The sequence below is a fragment of the Janthinobacterium sp. SUN137 genome, from assembly GCF_030587265.1.
Taxonomy (GTDB): Bacteria; Pseudomonadota; Gammaproteobacteria; order Burkholderiales; family Burkholderiaceae_D; genus Janthinobacterium; species Janthinobacterium kumbetense.
The window spans coordinates 238803-255839 of sequence record NZ_JAPWHZ010000001.1; the positions used below are offsets into that span (position 1 = coordinate 238803).

The 17037-nt window shown below is 59.6% G+C and carries 16 protein-coding genes; all 16 read right to left on the bottom strand.

Features of this window, described 5'->3' with window-relative positions; all coding sequences use genetic code 11:
* Window positions 1-2 precede the first annotated feature (2 nt).
* The 16 genes from O3298_RS01135 to nuoE all read right to left on the bottom strand — a co-directional run bounded on the left by O3298_RS01135 (window position 3) and on the right by nuoE (window position 17030).
* Window positions 3-2036: a hypothetical protein gene (locus O3298_RS01135; RefSeq protein WP_305058332.1), complete on the bottom strand. Its 2034-nt coding sequence runs from the start codon at window positions 2034-2036 to the stop codon at window positions 3-5.
* Window positions 2037-2199: 163 nt separating this feature from the next.
* Complete coding sequence (gene ispF, locus O3298_RS01140) at window positions 2200-2703, bottom strand: 2-C-methyl-D-erythritol 2,4-cyclodiphosphate synthase (RefSeq protein ID WP_305058333.1); 504 nt, start codon at window positions 2701-2703, stop codon at window positions 2200-2202.
* A 20-nt stretch (window positions 2704-2723) separates the two neighbouring features.
* Window positions 2724-3437 carry a 2-C-methyl-D-erythritol 4-phosphate cytidylyltransferase gene (ispD, locus tag O3298_RS01145; RefSeq protein ID WP_305058334.1) on the bottom strand — a complete coding sequence of 238 codons (714 nt, stop codon included), beginning with the start codon at window positions 3435-3437 and terminating at the stop codon, window positions 2724-2726.
* Between the two features lie 12 nt (window positions 3438-3449).
* The gene (locus O3298_RS01150; protein ID WP_180278728.1) at window positions 3450-4145 is read right to left on the bottom strand and encodes a hypothetical protein; all 696 of its coding nucleotides are present in this window, start codon (window positions 4143-4145) and stop codon (window positions 3450-3452) included.
* A gap of 8 nt (window positions 4146-4153) precedes the next feature.
* Window positions 4154-4711: an NUDIX domain-containing protein gene (locus O3298_RS01155; RefSeq protein ID WP_070255807.1), complete on the bottom strand. Its 558-nt coding sequence runs from the start codon at window positions 4709-4711 to the stop codon at window positions 4154-4156.
* Between the two features lie 75 nt (window positions 4712-4786).
* Window positions 4787-5116 carry a DUF2818 family protein gene (locus O3298_RS01160; RefSeq protein ID WP_305056264.1) on the bottom strand — a complete coding sequence of 110 codons (330 nt, stop codon included), beginning with the start codon at window positions 5114-5116 and terminating at the stop codon, window positions 4787-4789.
* Between the two features lie 3 nt (window positions 5117-5119).
* Window positions 5120-6622, bottom strand: coding sequence for an NADH-quinone oxidoreductase subunit NuoN (gene nuoN, locus O3298_RS01165; protein WP_099667163.1), 1503 nt, complete (start codon window positions 6620-6622; stop codon window positions 5120-5122).
* Between the two features lie 16 nt (window positions 6623-6638).
* Window positions 6639-8138: an NADH-quinone oxidoreductase subunit M gene (locus O3298_RS01170; RefSeq protein ID WP_251351432.1), complete on the bottom strand. Its 1500-nt coding sequence runs from the start codon at window positions 8136-8138 to the stop codon at window positions 6639-6641.
* Window positions 8139-8167: 29 nt separating this feature from the next.
* Window positions 8168-10267 carry an NADH-quinone oxidoreductase subunit L gene (nuoL, locus tag O3298_RS01175; RefSeq protein ID WP_305058335.1) on the bottom strand — a complete coding sequence of 700 codons (2100 nt, stop codon included), beginning with the start codon at window positions 10265-10267 and terminating at the stop codon, window positions 8168-8170.
* 46 nt (window positions 10268-10313) lie between these two features.
* The gene (gene nuoK / locus O3298_RS01180) at window positions 10314-10622 is read right to left on the bottom strand and encodes an NADH-quinone oxidoreductase subunit NuoK (protein ID WP_010399724.1); all 309 of its coding nucleotides are present in this window, start codon (window positions 10620-10622) and stop codon (window positions 10314-10316) included.
* On the bottom strand, window positions 10619-11251 hold the full coding sequence (locus O3298_RS01185; RefSeq protein WP_034779507.1) for an NADH-quinone oxidoreductase subunit J: 633 nt from the start codon (window positions 11249-11251) through the stop codon (window positions 10619-10621). The genes nuoK and O3298_RS01185 overlap by 4 nt, the downstream gene beginning before the upstream one ends.
* A 66-nt stretch (window positions 11252-11317) precedes the next feature.
* Window positions 11318-11806 carry an NADH-quinone oxidoreductase subunit NuoI gene (gene nuoI, locus O3298_RS01190; RefSeq protein ID WP_010399726.1) on the bottom strand — a complete coding sequence of 163 codons (489 nt, stop codon included), beginning with the start codon at window positions 11804-11806 and terminating at the stop codon, window positions 11318-11320.
* Between the two features lie 14 nt (window positions 11807-11820).
* Window positions 11821-12903 (bottom strand): NADH-quinone oxidoreductase subunit NuoH, encoded by a 1083-nt coding sequence (gene nuoH / locus O3298_RS01195; protein WP_071076363.1) that lies wholly within the window; start codon window positions 12901-12903, stop codon window positions 11821-11823.
* On the bottom strand, window positions 12903-15236 hold the full coding sequence (gene nuoG / locus O3298_RS01200; RefSeq protein WP_305058336.1) for an NADH-quinone oxidoreductase subunit NuoG: 2334 nt from the start codon (window positions 15234-15236) through the stop codon (window positions 12903-12905). Before nuoG ends, nuoH begins: the two co-directional genes overlap by 1 nt.
* A gap of 22 nt (window positions 15237-15258) precedes the next feature.
* Window positions 15259-16554, bottom strand: a complete 1296-nt coding sequence (gene nuoF / locus O3298_RS01205; RefSeq protein WP_010399729.1) for an NADH-quinone oxidoreductase subunit NuoF — start codon at window positions 16552-16554, stop codon at window positions 15259-15261.
* A complete protein-coding gene (gene nuoE, locus O3298_RS01210) occupies window positions 16551-17030 on the bottom strand; it encodes an NADH-quinone oxidoreductase subunit NuoE (RefSeq protein ID WP_034749989.1) in 480 nt (159 codons plus the stop codon). Before nuoE ends, nuoF begins: the two co-directional genes overlap by 4 nt.
* Window positions 17031-17037 lie beyond the last annotated feature (7 nt).

Sequence of the window (17037 nt, forward strand, 5' to 3'; positions counted from 1 at the left end):
GATCAGCGATACACCAGATAGTACTTGGCACGCGCGGTGCCCTTCTGCGCGCCGCCCGTCTGCACCAGCGCCACTGGATCGCCGGCGGCCGTGTGGAAGATGCCGATGCCATAGCTGGGTTCGCCGCCAATGTACGGCAAGGTGACATCGCCTGCAGGGAACAACAGATCTCCTGTGAAACGCTTGTAGCTGGCTTGATACGCCGGATCACTGCCGAGATAGCCGAGGCCATCACGCTCCATCACCAGTGCCTCCGCCTTGACGGGCGAATAGCTCACCGACAACACGCCGTTGTTCGTATTGCTCAAAGCAAAGCGACCAACGTATACCAGCGTATCAGCCTTAAAGTATGTTCCGCTTGCCGTAAATAGCAGGTCTTCCTTGGGTGACAAGAAAAACGGCGCGGCCATCGGGATCGGATGCGGCATGAAAATAGAGTAGGAGGTTTGCAAGATATAGCCTTGCTGCGAATCAACGAGAAAAGCCGAGGGCTGGAACAGTGGCTCCTCATTGATGGTAACGAGTCCCTTGTTCAGCGATGCCACGAAGATACCCTTCATTTCACCATAGAAACCTCCGCTCGTGGTTCGCCTCTCTACAAGCTGGCCAGTACGCGCATTGAACCCTTCCAATACTGGCTCTCTGAGCGATCCCTTGGATTGACCGGACAGAAAGACGATGCCCGCATCGGTCGTGAACACTTCGGTCTGCGAACCGGCTGTACCGGTCGAACGCAGCAGTTTCCCCGCTTCCAGATCAATCAGGCTGACCACCCCCTCATGCAATACGCCGGCCAGTTTCCCGTCTGCACTCAGACTGAAGGACTTGACGGCGGCAGGCAAACTGACGCTGCTGAAAGTACCATCGGCCGGATTAATGATTTTCAAGCTATCGGGATTGGGCGTCACCACGATCAGTCGGTCCATTCCCTTGCTGTAACGCGCCTCCAAAGGCTTGAACGGCAACGCCATGACACTGTAAGTCGGGACGATCACATTGAGCTTCAGGTAGGCCACCGCCAATTGCCGGCCACTGGTGACCGTCATCGACAGCACATACGCGCCGGTCACGTCTGGCGTGAACGACGGCACTACCGCCGTTGCTTCCCCGATCACGGCGACGGAACCAGCAGGCCGGCTGTCAACCGCCCATGCATAAGCGAGTTTGCCGCCTCCCTCGTCATAACTCAGGATACCGCTAGTCACCACCGGCTGGCCGACGGGCACTGTTTGATTTTCACGGCTGATGACAGCGACCGTGCCTTGGATCACGCCGGATGGCATCGTATTATTAGCATCGAACTGGTACACCGTTTCGGCATACGCGCCCTTGCCATCCGCACCGCGGGCGCGTATTTTATACAGGCCCAGCACATCGGGCGAGAAACGGGCAACCTGATCGACAACGCGCAAATTGGATGTGCTGCCGGCCGGTTTTTCGATCAAGTCCCACGTGGTGGTGACCTTGTCACCGTCAGCGTCAGTGCTGCCGGTGGCGTCGAGAACGATACCGGCTCCCAGCGACACACTCACGGCTGGTTTGACAAGTGCTTGCGCCGTAAACGTCGCATTGACCACCACCACCGCATTCGGCACACGGTTATTCACCAGCACGGTAGCATTCTTTTCCGCAAAGCCACCCTTGCCATTCGTCACGCGCAGCTTGAAGATATACGTGCCCAAGGCGTCGGGCTGGAAGTTCAGTTTCGGGGTTGCAACAGCACCCATGTTCAAGCCGCTGCCGGCAGGCTTGGAGACCAGGCTCCAGGCAAAACTCAGCGTCCCGCCGTCGCTATCCTTGCTGCTACCGGCATCGAGTTCAATCTGTCCACCCACGCTGCCGATGGCATCGGCACCTTCGGCCGCCGCCGACACGGCGCCGGCAAACAAAATGGCAGGCTGCGGCACGGCCGCCACAGGCGGCGGCGCAGCAGTTTCACTGCCACCGCCACCGCCGCCACATCCGGCCAGCATGACCATGGCCAACAGACCCGCTCCCAACCAGCGCGCGGCTGGTCCCTGCATACGACTGCGCATATGATCCCGTTCTCTCAATATTTCCAGTGGTTATAAGGTGACGTCTTGTCGCGTCCGAAAAAGCGGACAAATATTATCATGACAATAACGTTAAAATTTCACCAAATTTCACTTTGGAAATATTAATTTTCAGAAATCATTTAAAAGGTGCTGCAGGGTATGCTCAGGCGCGCAGCAGCAAGGCCACGGCTTCGGCCGCGATACCCTCTTCGCGACCCAGGTAGCCCAGTTTTTCATTCGTCTTGGCCTTGATATTGACCTGGCCCACACTCACGCCCAGGTCGTCGGCCACGTTGACGCACATGGCGGCGATATGCGGCGCCATTTTCGGGCGCTGGGCGATGATGGTGGCGTCGATGTTGCCGATGATATAACCGGTCGCCTGCACGCGGCGCACGGCTTCACGCAGCAGGGTGCGCGAATCGGCGCCCTTGAATTGCGCATCCGTGTCGGGGAAATGGCGGCCGATGTCGCCCAGCGCGGCGGCGCCGAAGATGGCGTCCGTAATCGCGTGCAGCAATACGTCCGCGTCGGAATGGCCAAGCAAGCCCAGGTGATGGGGGATTTTCACGCCGCCGATGATCAGGTCGCGGTTTTCCACCAGCGCGTGGCAGTCATAGCCCTGGCCGATGCGGAAAGGCAGTACGGGAGTGGTGATGGTCGTCATGCGGTCTTTCTGTTCAGGATTCAAGGATGGGCCAAGTACAGTTCGGCCGTGTGTATGTCGCGCGGCAAGGTCACCTTCAGGTTGCGCGGGTGGCCTTCGACCAGCCTGGGCGCCAGGCCCAGCGCTTCGACGGCGCTGGCGTCGTCCGTGATCGCTTGCGGATCGGGCGCTTGCGACAGGGCCCGGTGCAGCAGCGCATAGCTGAACATCTGCGGCGTCTGCGCCAGCCATAAATGGTCGCGCGGCACCGTCTGCGCCGACAGGCTGTTCTGCCCTGCCCGCTTGACGGTATCGACCACGGGCAAGGCCAGCAAGCCGCCGGCCGGATGGTCAGCGACTTCGGCGATGAGTTTTGCGATCAGCGCCGGCGTCAGGCCAGGGCGCGCCGCGTCGTGCACCAGCACCTGGTCGTGGGCGGCTATGCTGCCGTGCAGCGCCTGCAGGGCATTCAGTATCGTTTCCATGCGCGTGGCGCCGCCGCAGCGCAGCACGGTCACGCCTGCACCTGCGCCCTGCCCCGGCACGACGGCGTCGATCTGGCCATCCTCGGTGCTGACGACGACATACGTATGCGCGATCAGGGGGCTGGCGAGAAAGGCGTCGAGCGCGTGGCGCAGCATGGGCTTGCCGGCGATGGGTAAATATTGCTTGGGACTGCCCGCTTCCATGCGCGCGCCCACGCCGGCGGCGGGGATCAGGGCAAAATAACGGGGGCGATTCGGTGCTGCTGTCATGCCATTCCTTGTCTAGTTGGCGGGCGCTGTCTTGCCCGCCAGGATATTCTGGATCTCGCCATTGCACGCCTTGCCCAGGCGCGCATATTCCTGCGGAGAATCGATGGCCGCCTGCAAAATTTCCACCTTGCGCATTTCGGCCTTGACGTACGGCAACCAGCCCGTGTCGATCTCGCGCGCCAGCGCCGCCTTGGCAGTGCCGCTGGGCGCATACAGGGGCCGCGCCTCGAAGCGCTTCGCCAGCGCGGCGCGCACGGTCTTTTCCACCCGCGGCAAATGTTCCATATAGGTTTTCATGTGCCGCAATTCGTGAGCCAGTATCTCATCATACGCGCAAGTGCCCGGGGCAAATTCGCGGCCGATATAGATCACCACGGGCGCATACGTGAGGGTGACGGTAATCTGCGGCGCCACGCATTCGTAGCCGCTGGCCGGGTCTTGCAGCATGGGGCCGGCCAGGGCGATGGCCACGCGCGACTCGGTCTTGGTCAAGCCCAGTACCCAGGTGTTGGCACGCGCCGTGCCCTTCATCACCGTCAGGGCCTTGTACGGCAGATGCGTGTCGATGCTGTAGCCGTTCTGCTGCGCCGTCAGCACGGACACCGTCTTGCTGATCGTGTCTTCGCAGCGCACCTGGAACGGCGTGCGCGCCGCCCCGTGGGCGCCCAGGCTGGCCGACGCCAGCAACAGGAAGATCGCCGTGCGCATGCGCAGGATCAAGCCGGCTGCCAGGCGCCGCTGGTAATCTTGTCGAGCCAGAAGATGCCGATGACGGTTTTCACGTCCGTGATCGTGCCATCCTTGACCCAGTCGAGCAGCTGCGGCACGGTGGCCGTGAACGTTTCGAGGAATTCGCCTTCATCGAGCTGGCGTTCGCCCGCTACCAGGCCGCGCGCCAGGAACAGTTCCAGGTGCTCGTCCGAATACGCGATGGCGTTGTGGATGGTGGAGACGAATTGCCAGTCGCTGGCCGTATAGCCCGTTTCTTCCAGCAACTCGCGCTGGGCGCAAGCCAGGTGGGATTCGCCCGCATCGATCTTGCCGGCGGGGAATTCAATGAAGACCCGGTCCAGCGGATAGCGGTACTGGCGTTCCATCAGCACCGTGCCATCGTCGAGCAGCGGCAGGATGACGACGGCGCCCGGATGCAGGACGAATTCGCGCGCCGTGATCTTGCCATCCGGCAGCGCAACCCGGTCGCGCTGCACGCGCAGGAAGCCGCCCTGGTAGACGAGCTCGCCGTCTACCTTGGTCTCAGTTAAATTCATGTCCATGCGTTCAGTATCCATACCTTGATTATGCTCAATAAAAAAAAACGGCGCCAGAGGCGCCGCTTTCGGTCGATGGGGCTAATGTCGTTTGCGCAGATAGCGGGTGACAAAGCCTGGGAAAGCCAGCACCAGGAACAGACATCCCGTGATGGCATAGAACTCCCACGTCTGCGGGAAACCGTTGCCGATGCGCGCTTCGAGCGCGAACGCCACGGCGCCGACGATGAAGTACAGAATCACCATCTCCAGCAGGCGCAGCGCCAGCGGCTTGCGCCAGCCTTTGCCCCCGTCTGCTTGCGCCGTCTTTTTCAAGGGCACGGCGGCAAACAGTTTCTCGTTCAGGAAAGGCAGGTTGGCGCCCAGGATGCCCAGGGCGATCACCAGCCAGCTCGAGACGGTGACATCCATCGGTCAGGACGCCAGGGTCTTGGTGATGGCGGTCGCGCAGGCAGCCAGGATGCTGTTAGGCATCGCACCCAGCGCCAGGACGAACACGCCGTTCAGGGCCAGCACGACGCGCATGTCGCCATGCACGACCAGCGCATTGCTGTCGGTCGGCTCGTCGAACCACATCATCTTCACGACGCGCAGGTAGTAGAAGGCGCCGATCAGCGAGAACAGCACGGCGGCGATGGTCAGCCACAGCTGGCCCGTGGCCAATACCGATGCCAGCACCGAGTACTTGGCCATGAAGCCCATCAGCGGCGGCACGCCGGCCAGCGAGAACATGAACAGGGTCATCACCAGCGCGAAGATCGGGCTGCGTTTGCCCAGGCCCTTGAAGTCGGCCAGTTCGTCTGCTTCGAAACCATTACGTGCCAACAACATGATCACGCCAAAGGTGCCCAGGGTGGTGAACACGTAGGTGATCACGTAGTACATCGACGCGCCGTAGGCGGTGGCTGCGCCAGCCGCGTTCAGGGTGTTGTTCGGTGCATCCACAGTACCGGACAGCAGGCCCAGCAGAACGAAGCCCATTTGTGCGATGGTCGAGTACGCCAACATGCGCTTCAGGTTGGTTTGCGCGATCGCGGTGAAGTTACCGATCGCCAGCGACATCACGGCCAGCACCAGCAGCATTTGCTGCCAGTCATGCGCCATCGGCAGCAAGCCTTCGGCCAGCAGGCGCAGGGTGATGGCAAACGCGGCCAGTTTCGGCGCTGCGCCCAGCAGCAGGGTCACTGCCGTCGGCGAACCTTGATACACGTCAGGCACCCACATGTGGAATGGCACGACGCCCAGTTTGAAGGCCAGGCCGGCGACGAGGAATACCAGGCCGAAGACCATGATGGTGCCGTTGGTCTTGCCGTTTTCCAGCGCCACGCGCAGTTCGCCCAGGTCCAGGGTACCGGACGCGCCGTACAGCATCGAGATACCGTACAACATGAAACCGGAAGCCAGTGCGCCCAGGATGAAGTATTTCATGGCCGCTTCCGTGGCCTTGGCATTGTCACGGCGCAAGGCGATCAGTGCATACAGCGACAGCGACATCAGTTCCAGACCCAGGTAGATGATCAGGAAGTTGTTAGCCGAGATCATGATCATCTGGCCCAGCAGTGCAAACAGGGCCAGCACGTAGAACTCGCCGCCCAGGTTGCCCGACAGCATGCTGCGGTCGGTGGCGTAGGCACGCGAGTAGATCAGGGTCAGCGCCACGGCGCCGTAGGAGAACAGTTTCAGCAACTGCGACATCGGGTCCGACACGAACATGTTATTGAACGTGTAGACGGTGGTGCCCGCGTTGAAGTCGCCCACGGTCAGCAAGGCGCAGCCGGCCAGGGTCAGCAAGGCCAGCACGTAAGTGATCGAACGCTTCGCCGCAGGCAAGAACATATCGATCAGCAAGAGCGCCGACGTGGCGATCAGCAGAAAGATTTCCGCGTACAGCGGTACCAGATTAGGTGCATTAGTCATGTTATCGGTCTTCTATTTAAGGCAACTTGCTGATGGCGACATGCTGCAGCAGGTCGGCAACCGAAGTTTGCATCGTGTCGGTGAACGGGGCTGGGTACAGACCCATCACGAGCACGGCGATGGCCAGCACAGCAAGCATGAAGAATTCACGTTTGTTGATGTCGGTCAATTCGGCCACGTGCTTGTTCTTGATCTTGCCGAACACTACGCGCTTGGCCATCCACAGCGAGTACGCCGCGCCCCAGATCAGTGCCGTTGCAGCCAGCAGACCAATCCAGAAGTTGAATTTCACCGCGCCCAGGATCACCATGAACTCGCCGACGAAGCCGGACGTCGCTGGCAGACCGCAGTTGGCCATCGAGAACAGTACGAAGAAGGCGGCAAATTTCGGCATGCGGTTCACGACGCCGCCGTAGTCGGCGATGTTACGGGTATGCATGCGGTCATACAGCACGCCGATGCACAGGAACATCGCGCCGGAGATGAAGCCGTGCGAGACCATCTGCACGATACCGCCCTGTACCGAGATGTCGTTGAACATGAAGAAGCCCAGGGTGACGAAACCCATGTGCGCGATCGACGAATAGGCGACCAATTTTTTCATGTCGGTTTGCACCAGGGCAACCAGACCGATGTAGATGACGGCGATCAGCGACAAGGCGATCATGAAACCCGACAGGTAGTGGCTGGCGTCCGGCGTGATCGGCAGCGAGAAACGCAGGAAGCCGTAGGCACCCAGTTTCAGCATGATGGCGGCCAGCACGGCGGAACCGCCCGTAGGCGCTTCCACGTGGACGTCCGGCAACCACGTATGCACGGGGAACATCGGTACCTTGACGGCAAACGCCATCAGGAAGGCCAGGAAGATGAAGATCTGTTCGTTCATCGTCAGCTTGAACGCATGCCAGGCCAGGATGTCGAAAGTGCCCGACACATTGCGCAGGTAGATGATGGCAACCAGGGTCAGCAGCGAACCGAAGAAGGTGTACAGGAAGAACTTGAACGACGCGTACACGCGGTTCGAACCGCCCCAGATACCGATGATGATGAACATCGGGATCAGGGTTGCTTCAAAGAAGAAGTAGAACAGCAAGCCGTCCAGCGCGCAGAACACGCCGATCATCAGGCCCGACAGGATCAGGAACGAGCCCATGTACTGGGCGATGCGCTTCTCGATCACTTGCCAAGCCGAAATGACGACGATGACGGTGATGAAGGCTGTCAGTGGCACGAACCACAGGGACAGGCCGTCGATACCCAGCGAGTACCAGATATTGAAGGTTTCAATCCACGGTGCTTTTTCGACGAATTGCATGCCGTGCGCGGCGTTGTCGAAATGCTGGATCAGGGGCCAGGTGCACAGCATGCTGAGCACCGCGCCGGCCAGCGACAGCCAGCGGGTAAAGCCCGCTTTGCTGTCACGGCCGAGAGCCAGGACCAGGACGCCGCAAATGATCGGCACCCAGATCGACAGACTCAGGTAAGGAGGTAGTGTAGAAATCGTAGACTGCATCATGGTTCTCAGTATTCTTTTATCAGGTCAGCTTACTTAGCGGGCCAGAATGGCAGGAAATAGATCAGGAAGCCCAGCACGCCCAGGATCATCACGAATGCATAGTGATAGATGTAGCCGGTCTGCAACACTCGCGACAGCGAGGACAGCCAGGCAACGACCTTGGCGCTACCGTTGACCAGCAGGCCATCGATCAGCTTCTTGTCACCGAAGTTCCACAGGCCATTACCCAGCAAGCGGGCACCGCCGGCGAACACGACTTCATTGAACTTGTCCATGTAGTACTTGTTGTCCAGCAGGGTGTGGATCGCGTGGAACTTGGCAAAGAACCAGGCCGGCACACGCGGGTTGACCATGTAGCAGTAGTAGGCTGCCACCACGCCGGACAATGCCAGCCAGAACGGTGCCGTCGACAGGCCGTGGATCGCCATCGCCATTGCGCCGTGGAATTCATGCGACAACTCTTCCATTGCTGGATGGTTTTCGCCGACAAAGATCACGCCTCTGAAGAAATCGCCATGCAGCATCGGGCCGATCGTCAGGTAACCGATGATCAAGGATGGAATCGCCAGCATCACCAGCGGGAACCACACGACGAACGGCGATTCATGCGGCTTCTGGCCAGGTTCCAGGCCATGGTGGCCGTGGTCGTCTTCCTCTTCTTCGTGGTGGTCGTCATGTGCATCGCCGTGCGCGCCATGGGCCGCTTTCGGTGCGTGATGGTCGTCATGGCCGTGCGCATGCGGCTGGCCGAAACGTTCCTTGCCGTGGAAGACGAGGAAATACATGCGGAACGAGTAGAAGGCGGTAACGAAGACGCCAGCCAGCACGGCGAACTGGGCAAAGCCAGCGCCCCAGATGTGCGTCGCTTCGACGGCTTCGATGATGCTGTCTTTCGAGTAGAAACCGGAGAACAGCGGCGTGCCGATCAGGGCCAGCGAACCGACCAGGGAAGTGATCCACGTGATTGGCATGTACTTGCGCAGGCCGCCCATGTTGCGGATGTCCTGGTCATGGTGCATGCCGATGATGACGGAACCGGCGCCCAGGAACAGCAGTGCCTTGAAGAATGCGTGCGTCATCAGGTGGAACACGGCCACGGAGTACGCGGACGAACCCAGCGCCACGGTCATGTAGCCGAGCTGCGACAGGGTCGAGTAAGCGACGACGCGCTTGATGTCGTTCTGGATGATGCCCAGGAAGCCCATGAACAGCGCCGTGATGGAGCCGATCACTAGGATGAAGGACAGTGCCGTGTCCGACAGTTCGAACAGCGGCGACATGCGCGAAACCATGAAGATACCGGCCGTCACCATCGTCGCGGCGTGAATCAGTGCCGAAATCGGGGTAGGACCTTCCATCGAGTCAGGCAGCCACACGTGCAGCGGGAACTGCGCCGATTTGCCCATCGCGCCGATGAACAGGCAGATACAGGCAACGGTCAGCAGGGCCCAGTCGGTACCTGGCAAGCTCAACAGTGCCAGTTCGTCTTTCTTGGCGAACACTTCCTGGTAGTTCATGGTGCCGGCGTAGGCCAGCAGCAGGCCGATGCCCAGGATGAAGCCGAAGTCACCCACGCGGTTGACGAGGAAAGCCTTCATGTTGGCCACGATGGCCGTTGGACGCTGGTACCAGAAACCGATCAGCAGGTAAGAAACCAGGCCCACTGCTTCCCAACCGAAGAACAGTTGCAGGAAGTTGTTGGCCATGACCAGCATCAACATCGAGAACGTGAACAGCGAGATGTAGGCGAAGAAGCGGTTGTAGCCTTCGTCATCCTTCATGTAGCCGATCGTGTAAATGTGCACCATCAGGGAGACGAAGGTGACCACGCACATCATCATCGCCGACAGCGAATCGATCTGGAAGCCCACTTCCATCTTCAGGGTGCCGATCGTCATCCAGTTATAGATCGTGCCATTGAATGTCGCGCCATCCATCACTGCCAGCAATGTCTGCACGGACAGGATGAACGCAATCAGTACGCCCAGGATCGTCGCGGTATGCGACGTCTTGCGTCCGACCAAATTACCCAGGAACTGGGTGCCAAGCAAGCCTGCAATCGCGGCACCGGCCAGCGGCGCCAGCGGTACGGCAAGAAGGAGGTTAGGGTTGAGGAGTTGCCCCGCCATGATGAACCTTAATCGTTATTATTCGAGAGATCGAGTCTGAAAAACATCAGCCTTTGAGGCTGTCCAGGTCTTCGACGTTGATGGTATCCAGATTACGGAACATCACCACCAGAATAGCCAGACCGATAGCCGACTCAGCGGCGGCAACCGTCAGGATGAAGAAAACGAAGATCTGACCGGCCGCGTCGCCCATGAAATGGGAGAACGCGATGAAATTCATATTCACCGCCAGCAGCATCAATTCGATTGCCATCAGCAATACGATGATGTTCTTGCGGTTCAGGAAAATACCGACGATCGAGATTGCGAACAGGATCGCGCCCAGGACCAGAAAATGTGTGAGCGATAATGTCATGGTGCCTCCTTAACTTCCGGCTCAGCCGCAGGACGCTCGACGACCGCGTCCATCTTGATGATCTTCAGGCGGTCGTTACGCTTGACGCGTACCGCATCGCCTGGAGCAAAATGCTTGGTGTCCTTGCGTTTGCGCAAAGTCAGTGCGACCGCGGCAACGATGGCCACCAGCAGCACGACGGCGGCGATCTCGAAGGCAAACACATATTTCGTGTAGATCAGCAGGCCCAGTTCCTTGGTGCCGCCCAGGTTGACGTTCACCGGAGCGATGCTTGGCGCAAAGTTGCGGAAACCGTGCCACAGGACAGCGGCCATTTCCAGCACGATGATCACGCCCACCGTCACGGACAAAGGCAGATAGCCCCAGAAACCTTCGCGCATGCGGTCGATATTGATATCGAGCATCATGACCACGAAGAGGAACAGCACCATCACGGCGCCGACATACACCAATACCAGCACGATGGCCAGGAATTCAGCTTGCAGCAGCATCCAGATGCCCGCTGCGGAAAAGAAGGACAGTACCAGGAACAGTACTGCGTGGACCGGATTACGGGCCGTGATGACGCGCGTCGCTGCCAGAATCAAGATCAGCGCGAAGGCGTAAAACAAAATTGTTTTAAAGTCCATAAAAAACCCAATAGACGTACAGATGAACGAGGGGCGCGCCGCAGCTGGTCAGCTGCGGCGCATCCATCAGCGATAAGGTGCGTCGGCGGCGCGCGCAGCGGCGATGTCATTTTCATAACGATCACCTACGGCCAGCAACATCTCTTTCGTGTAATACAAATCCCCGCGTTTCTCGCCGTGGTATTCCAGGATTTGCGTCTCGACGATCGAATCGACCGGGCAGGACTCTTCGCAGAAACCGCAGAAGATGCACTTGGTCAAGTCAATATCGTAACGCGTGGTGCGGCGCGAGCCGTCGTCACGCTGTTCCGATTCGATCGTGATGGCCATCGCCGGGCAAACCGCTTCGCACAGTTTGCAGGCGATGCAACGTTCCTCGCCGTTCGGGTAGCGGCGCAGCGCGTGCAAGCCACGGAAACGCGGCGAGATCGGTGTCTTCTCTTCCGGGAATTGCACCGTGATCTTGCGCGAAAACATGTACTTGCCTGTCAACGCCATGCCCTTGATCAGCTCGCCTAACAAGAGGCTGCTGAAGAAATCTTTTACCTTATCCATTCGTATGCACTCTCTTACTTCCAAATATTCCAGGATGTCTGCATCCAGGCAGCGACGAAGACCAGGTAGACCAGCGTCAACGGGATAAACACTTTCCAGCCGAGGCGCATGATCTGGTCATAACGGTAGCGTGGGAAAGTACCGCGTACCCAGATGAACACCGACACGATGAAGAAGGTCTTGGCGAACAACCAGAAGAAGCCGCCGAAACCACCCCAGAACTCAAGGAAAGCAAATGGCGCGGACCAGCCACCGAGGAACATGATCGAAGCCAGGGCGCCGATCAGGATCATGTTGGCGTATTCGGCCAGCATGAACATGGCGTAGGCCATGCCCGAGTACTCGACCATGTGGCCGGCCACGATTTCCGACTCGCCTTCGACGACGTCGAACGGGTGACGGTTGGCTTCAGCCAGGCCCGACACCAGGTAGATGACGAACATCGGCAGCAGCGGCAGCCAGTTCCACGACAGGAAGTTCACGCCCTTGTCGGCGAAGAAGCCGATTTGCTGGCCGCCGACGATGTCGATGAAGTTCAGGCTGCCCGAGACCATCAGCACGATGACCATCACGAAGCCCATCGGGATTTCATACGAAATCATCTGTGCCGAAGCGCGCATGGCGCCCATGAACGAGTACTTCGAGTTCGAGGCCCAGCCGGCGATGATGATGCCGTAGACTTCCATCGAGGTAATCGCCAGCAGCATCAGCAAGCCTGCGTTGACGTTGGCCAGCACGGCTTGCGGACCGAACGGCACGACCGACCAGGCGGCCAGGGCCGGCATGATGGTCATGATCGGGCCGATCACGAACAGGCCCTTGGCGGCCTTGGACGGGATGATGATCTCTTTGAACAAGAGTTTCAGCGCATCGGCGATCGGTTGCAGCAAGCCCAGGGGACCCACGCGGTTCGGGCCGACGCGGATCTGGATCCAGCCGATCAGCTTGCGTTCCCACAAGGTCAGGTAGGCAACCAGGCCCATCAGCGGCAGCAGCACGCACAGGATCTTGATCAGGGTCCAGAAGAACGGCCAGGAGCCGCCCAGCAAATCCTGGCCGCTGCTGTTGATGACGTTTACAAATTCAGGCAGAGCCATCAGATTTTCCCCTCTGCTGTTTCAACTGTGATGTCACCGAACATGCCGCCCAGGCTAGCCGTCGAGGCATGCGCCGCCGACACTTTCACCACATTGGCTGGCAGGCCGGCATGGATAGCCGCCACCAGGATGGCGCTGCCGGAGCCTTGCGCCACTTTGACCTTGTCGCCCGCCTTGATGCCCAGCTTGTCAGCCAGCGCCAGGGACAGGTGCGCTTGCGGCGCGGCGCCATCGACCGTGCGCAGCAGCGGTTCGGAGCGGCGTACCAGCGCGTCGGCGAAGTAGATCGGCACGTCGGCGATGCGTTGCAGCGCTGGCGAAGCCGGTGCATACGAGGCCGCTTCCGGGGCGTTCTTGGCGATGTTGTTCAGCTGTGCCGACAGATCGGTCACGCCGGCACCAAACGCTTCGTCGCGGATCGCCTCGGAAGTGTCGTAGTCGAAACCGGCCAGGCCCAGGATGTTGCCCAGGACGCGCAGCACTTTCCAGGCTGGACGGGTATCGGCCAGCGGTTTCACGGTGCCGTTGAAGCTTTGCGCGCGGCCTTCGCAGTTGACGAAGGTGCCCGAGGTTTCAGCGAACGGGGCGATCGGCAGCAAGACGTCGGCGTAATCCATGCCGTGCTTGAAGGCGGACATGGCCACGACCATGTCGGCGCCATCCAGGGCGGCGCGGGCCGCTTGTGGATTGGCGGCATCGAGTTCCGGCTCGGCGTGCAGCAGCACGTAGGCTTTCTTCGGCACGGCAAACGCAGCTTGCACGTTGGCGCGCGGCTTGGCGACCAGGTGCGCGCCAACCGTGTTGGCCGCTTCCGTCAGGTAACCGAGCTTGGCGCCCGTCTGTTCGGCGATCCATTGCGCGGCAGCGTGCAGTTGCGACGCTTGCGGGTGTTGCGTTGCCGCATTACCCAGCAGCACGGCGCCGTTGTCGCCGGCCATCAGGCTGGCGGCAATCGCGACGGCCACGTCCGAAGCGCTCACCGCTTCGAAACCGGCTGGTGCGGCGATTTCTTTCGCTTTAGCAACAGCAACGACCACTTCCGACAAGGCCGCCAGCCAATCGCCAGGCGCGACGATCATCTTGTTGGCGATGGTGATCAATTGATCATCGTCGGAGGCGTGCAGGATCGACAGCTTGGCGCCGCCCTTGACGGACGCGCGCAGACGCGTGGCCAGCAATGGGTGATCCTTGCGCAGGAACGAGCCGATGACGAAGGCGCGCTTGATCTGGCCAAATTCGTTGATCGGCATGCCCAGCCAAGGTTTGACGGACGCGTCGAGCGCGAAGTCGGTCTGGCGCAGGCGGAAGTCGACGTGCTCGGAACCGAGACCGTGGGCGACTTTTTGCAGCAGGACCAGCTCTTCAACCGTCGAATGCGGCGTGGCCAGCGCAGCGATGGCGTCGGCGCCATGCTCGTGCTTGATATTTTTCAAACCGTGCGCCACGTATTCCAGCGCCGTTTGCCAATCGACTTCTTTCCACTCGTTGCCTTGTTTCAGCATCGGGGACGTCAGGCGTTCGGCGCTGTCCAGCGCTTCGTACGAGAAACGGTCCTTGTCCGAGATCCAGCACTCGTTGACGGCTTCGTTTTCCAGAGGCAATACGCGCTTGACCTTGCCAGCTTTCACTTGCACGATCAGGTTCGCGCCCAGGCCGTCATGCGGGCTGACCGATTTGCGGCGCGACAGTTCCCACGTACGGGCGCTGTAGCGGAACGGCTTCGAGGTCAGTGCGCCGACCGGGCACAGGTCGATCATGTTGCCCGACAGTTCGGAGTCGACCGTCTGGCCCACGAAGGACACGATTTCCGAGTGTTCGCCGCGGCCAATCATGCCCAGTTCCATCACGCCGGCCACTTCCTGGCCAAAGCGTACGCAACGGGTGCACTGGATGCAGCGCGACATTTCCTGCATGGACACCAGCGGACCGGCTTCCTTCGGCTGCACGACGCGCTTGTCTTCCTTGTAGCGCGATTCGCTCTTGCCGTAACCCACTGCCAGGTCTTGCAACTGGCATTCGCCGCCCTGATCGCAGATAGGGCAATCGAGCGGGTGGTTAATCAGCAAGAATTCCATGACCGACTTTTGCGCCTGCACAGCTTTATCGCTGGCGGAGCGCACGATCATGCCGGCACTGACCGGGGTCGCACAAGCGGGCAAAGGCTTGGGCGCCTTTTCCACTTCGACCAGGCACATGCGGCAGTTCGCTGCGATCGACAATTTCTTGTGATAGCAGAAGTGCGGAATGTAGGTTCCCAATTTGTTGGCGGCGTCCATCACCATGCTACCAGCAGGGACTTCGACTTTTTTGCCGTCTATTTCGATTTCAACCATAGTGATCGTTACCTGACGCAGCTTAGATATATGCGGGCACTAAGCAATGCTTGTGCTCGATATGATATTCAAATTCTTCACGGAAATTCTTAATGAAGGCCCGTACCGGCATGGCAGCCGCATCGCCCAGCGCGCAAATGGTGCGGCCCTGGATGTTGTCGGCGATCGAGTTGAGCATGTCCAGGTCGTCTGGACGACCCTGCCCCTGCTCGATGCGGTGCACCATGCGGTACATCCAGCCTGTGCCTTCACGGCAAGGCGTACACTGGCCGCACGATTCTTCAAAGTAGAAGTAGGACAGGCGTTCCAGCGCCTTTACCATGCAGCGTGTTTCGTCCATCACGATGACGGCGCCCGAACCCAACATCGAACCGGCTTTCGCGATCGAGTCATAGTCCAAGTCGGTCTGCATCATGATGTCGCCGCGGATCACCGGAGCGGACGAACCGCCAGGGATCACGGCCTTGATCTTTTTGCCACCGCGCATGCCGCCTGCCAGTTCCAGCAGGGTCGCAAACGGGGTGCCGAGCGGCACTTCGTAGTTGCCCGGTTTTTCCACGTCGCCCGAGATCGAGAATATCTTCGAACCGCCGTTGTTCGGCTTGCCCATCGCCAGGTATTTCTCTGGACCAATGTTCAGCACGAAAGGCACGGCCGCGAAGGTTTCCGTGTTGTTGATCGTCGTCGGCTTGCCGTACAGGCCAAACGAGGCAGGGAAAGGCGGCTTGAAGCGCGGCTGGCCTTTCTTGCCTTCCAGCGACTCCAGCAGGGCCGTTTCTTCGCCGCAGATGTAGGCGCCATAACCATGGTGCGCATGCAACTGGAACGAGAACTCGCTGCCCATGATCTTGTCGCCCAGGAAACCGGCGGCGCGCGCCTCTTCCAGCGCTTCTTCGAAACGCAGGTATTCCTGGAAGATTTCACCGTGGATATAGTTATAACCGACGGTGATGCCCATCGCATAAGCGCCAATGGCCATGCCTTCGATCAGCGCATGGGGATTGTAACGAATGATGTCGCGGTCCTTGAAAGTGCCCGGTTCGCCTTCATCTGTATTGCAGACGAGGTATTTTTGACCCGGGAACTGGCGCGGCATGAAGCTCCACTTCAAGCCGGTAGGGAAACCCGCGCCTCCACGGCCGCGCAAGGACGAAGCCTTGAGGTCGGCGATGATCTGTTCCGGCGTGATTTTCTCTTCCAGGATACGCCGCAGGGCGCTATAGCCGCCGCGGTTCACATAATCTTGCAAATGCCAGTTCTTGCCATCCAGATCCTTCAGGATCAATGGATCGATATGGCGGTTGTGGAGTGACGTCATTTCTTGAGTTCCTCCAGCATGGCGTCGATTTTCTCGTTCGACATCCAGCTGCACATGGTTTTATTACTGACCAGCAAGACAGGCGCATCGCCGCAAGCACCCATGCACTCGCCTTCAACCAGGGTGAACTGGCCGTCTGCAGTGGTTTCGCGGAAATCGATACCCAGTTTCTGCTTCAGGTAGTCTGCAGCGCGCACGCCGCCCGACAGGGCGCATGGCAGGTTGGTGCACACGGTGATCTTGTGCTTGCCCACGGGTTTCACGTTGTACATATTGTAGAACGTGGCCACTTCCTGCACGGCAATCGCCGGCATGCCGATGTAATCGGCCAGTTCCTTCATGGTTTCCGGCGCCAGCCAGCCCAGTTCATCCTGGGCATGGGCCAGCGCGGCCATGACGGCCGACTGACGCTGGTCGGCCGGGTACTTGGCCAGCTCGCGGTCAATTTTCTTATAGCATTGCTCTGATAACAACATACTTTTT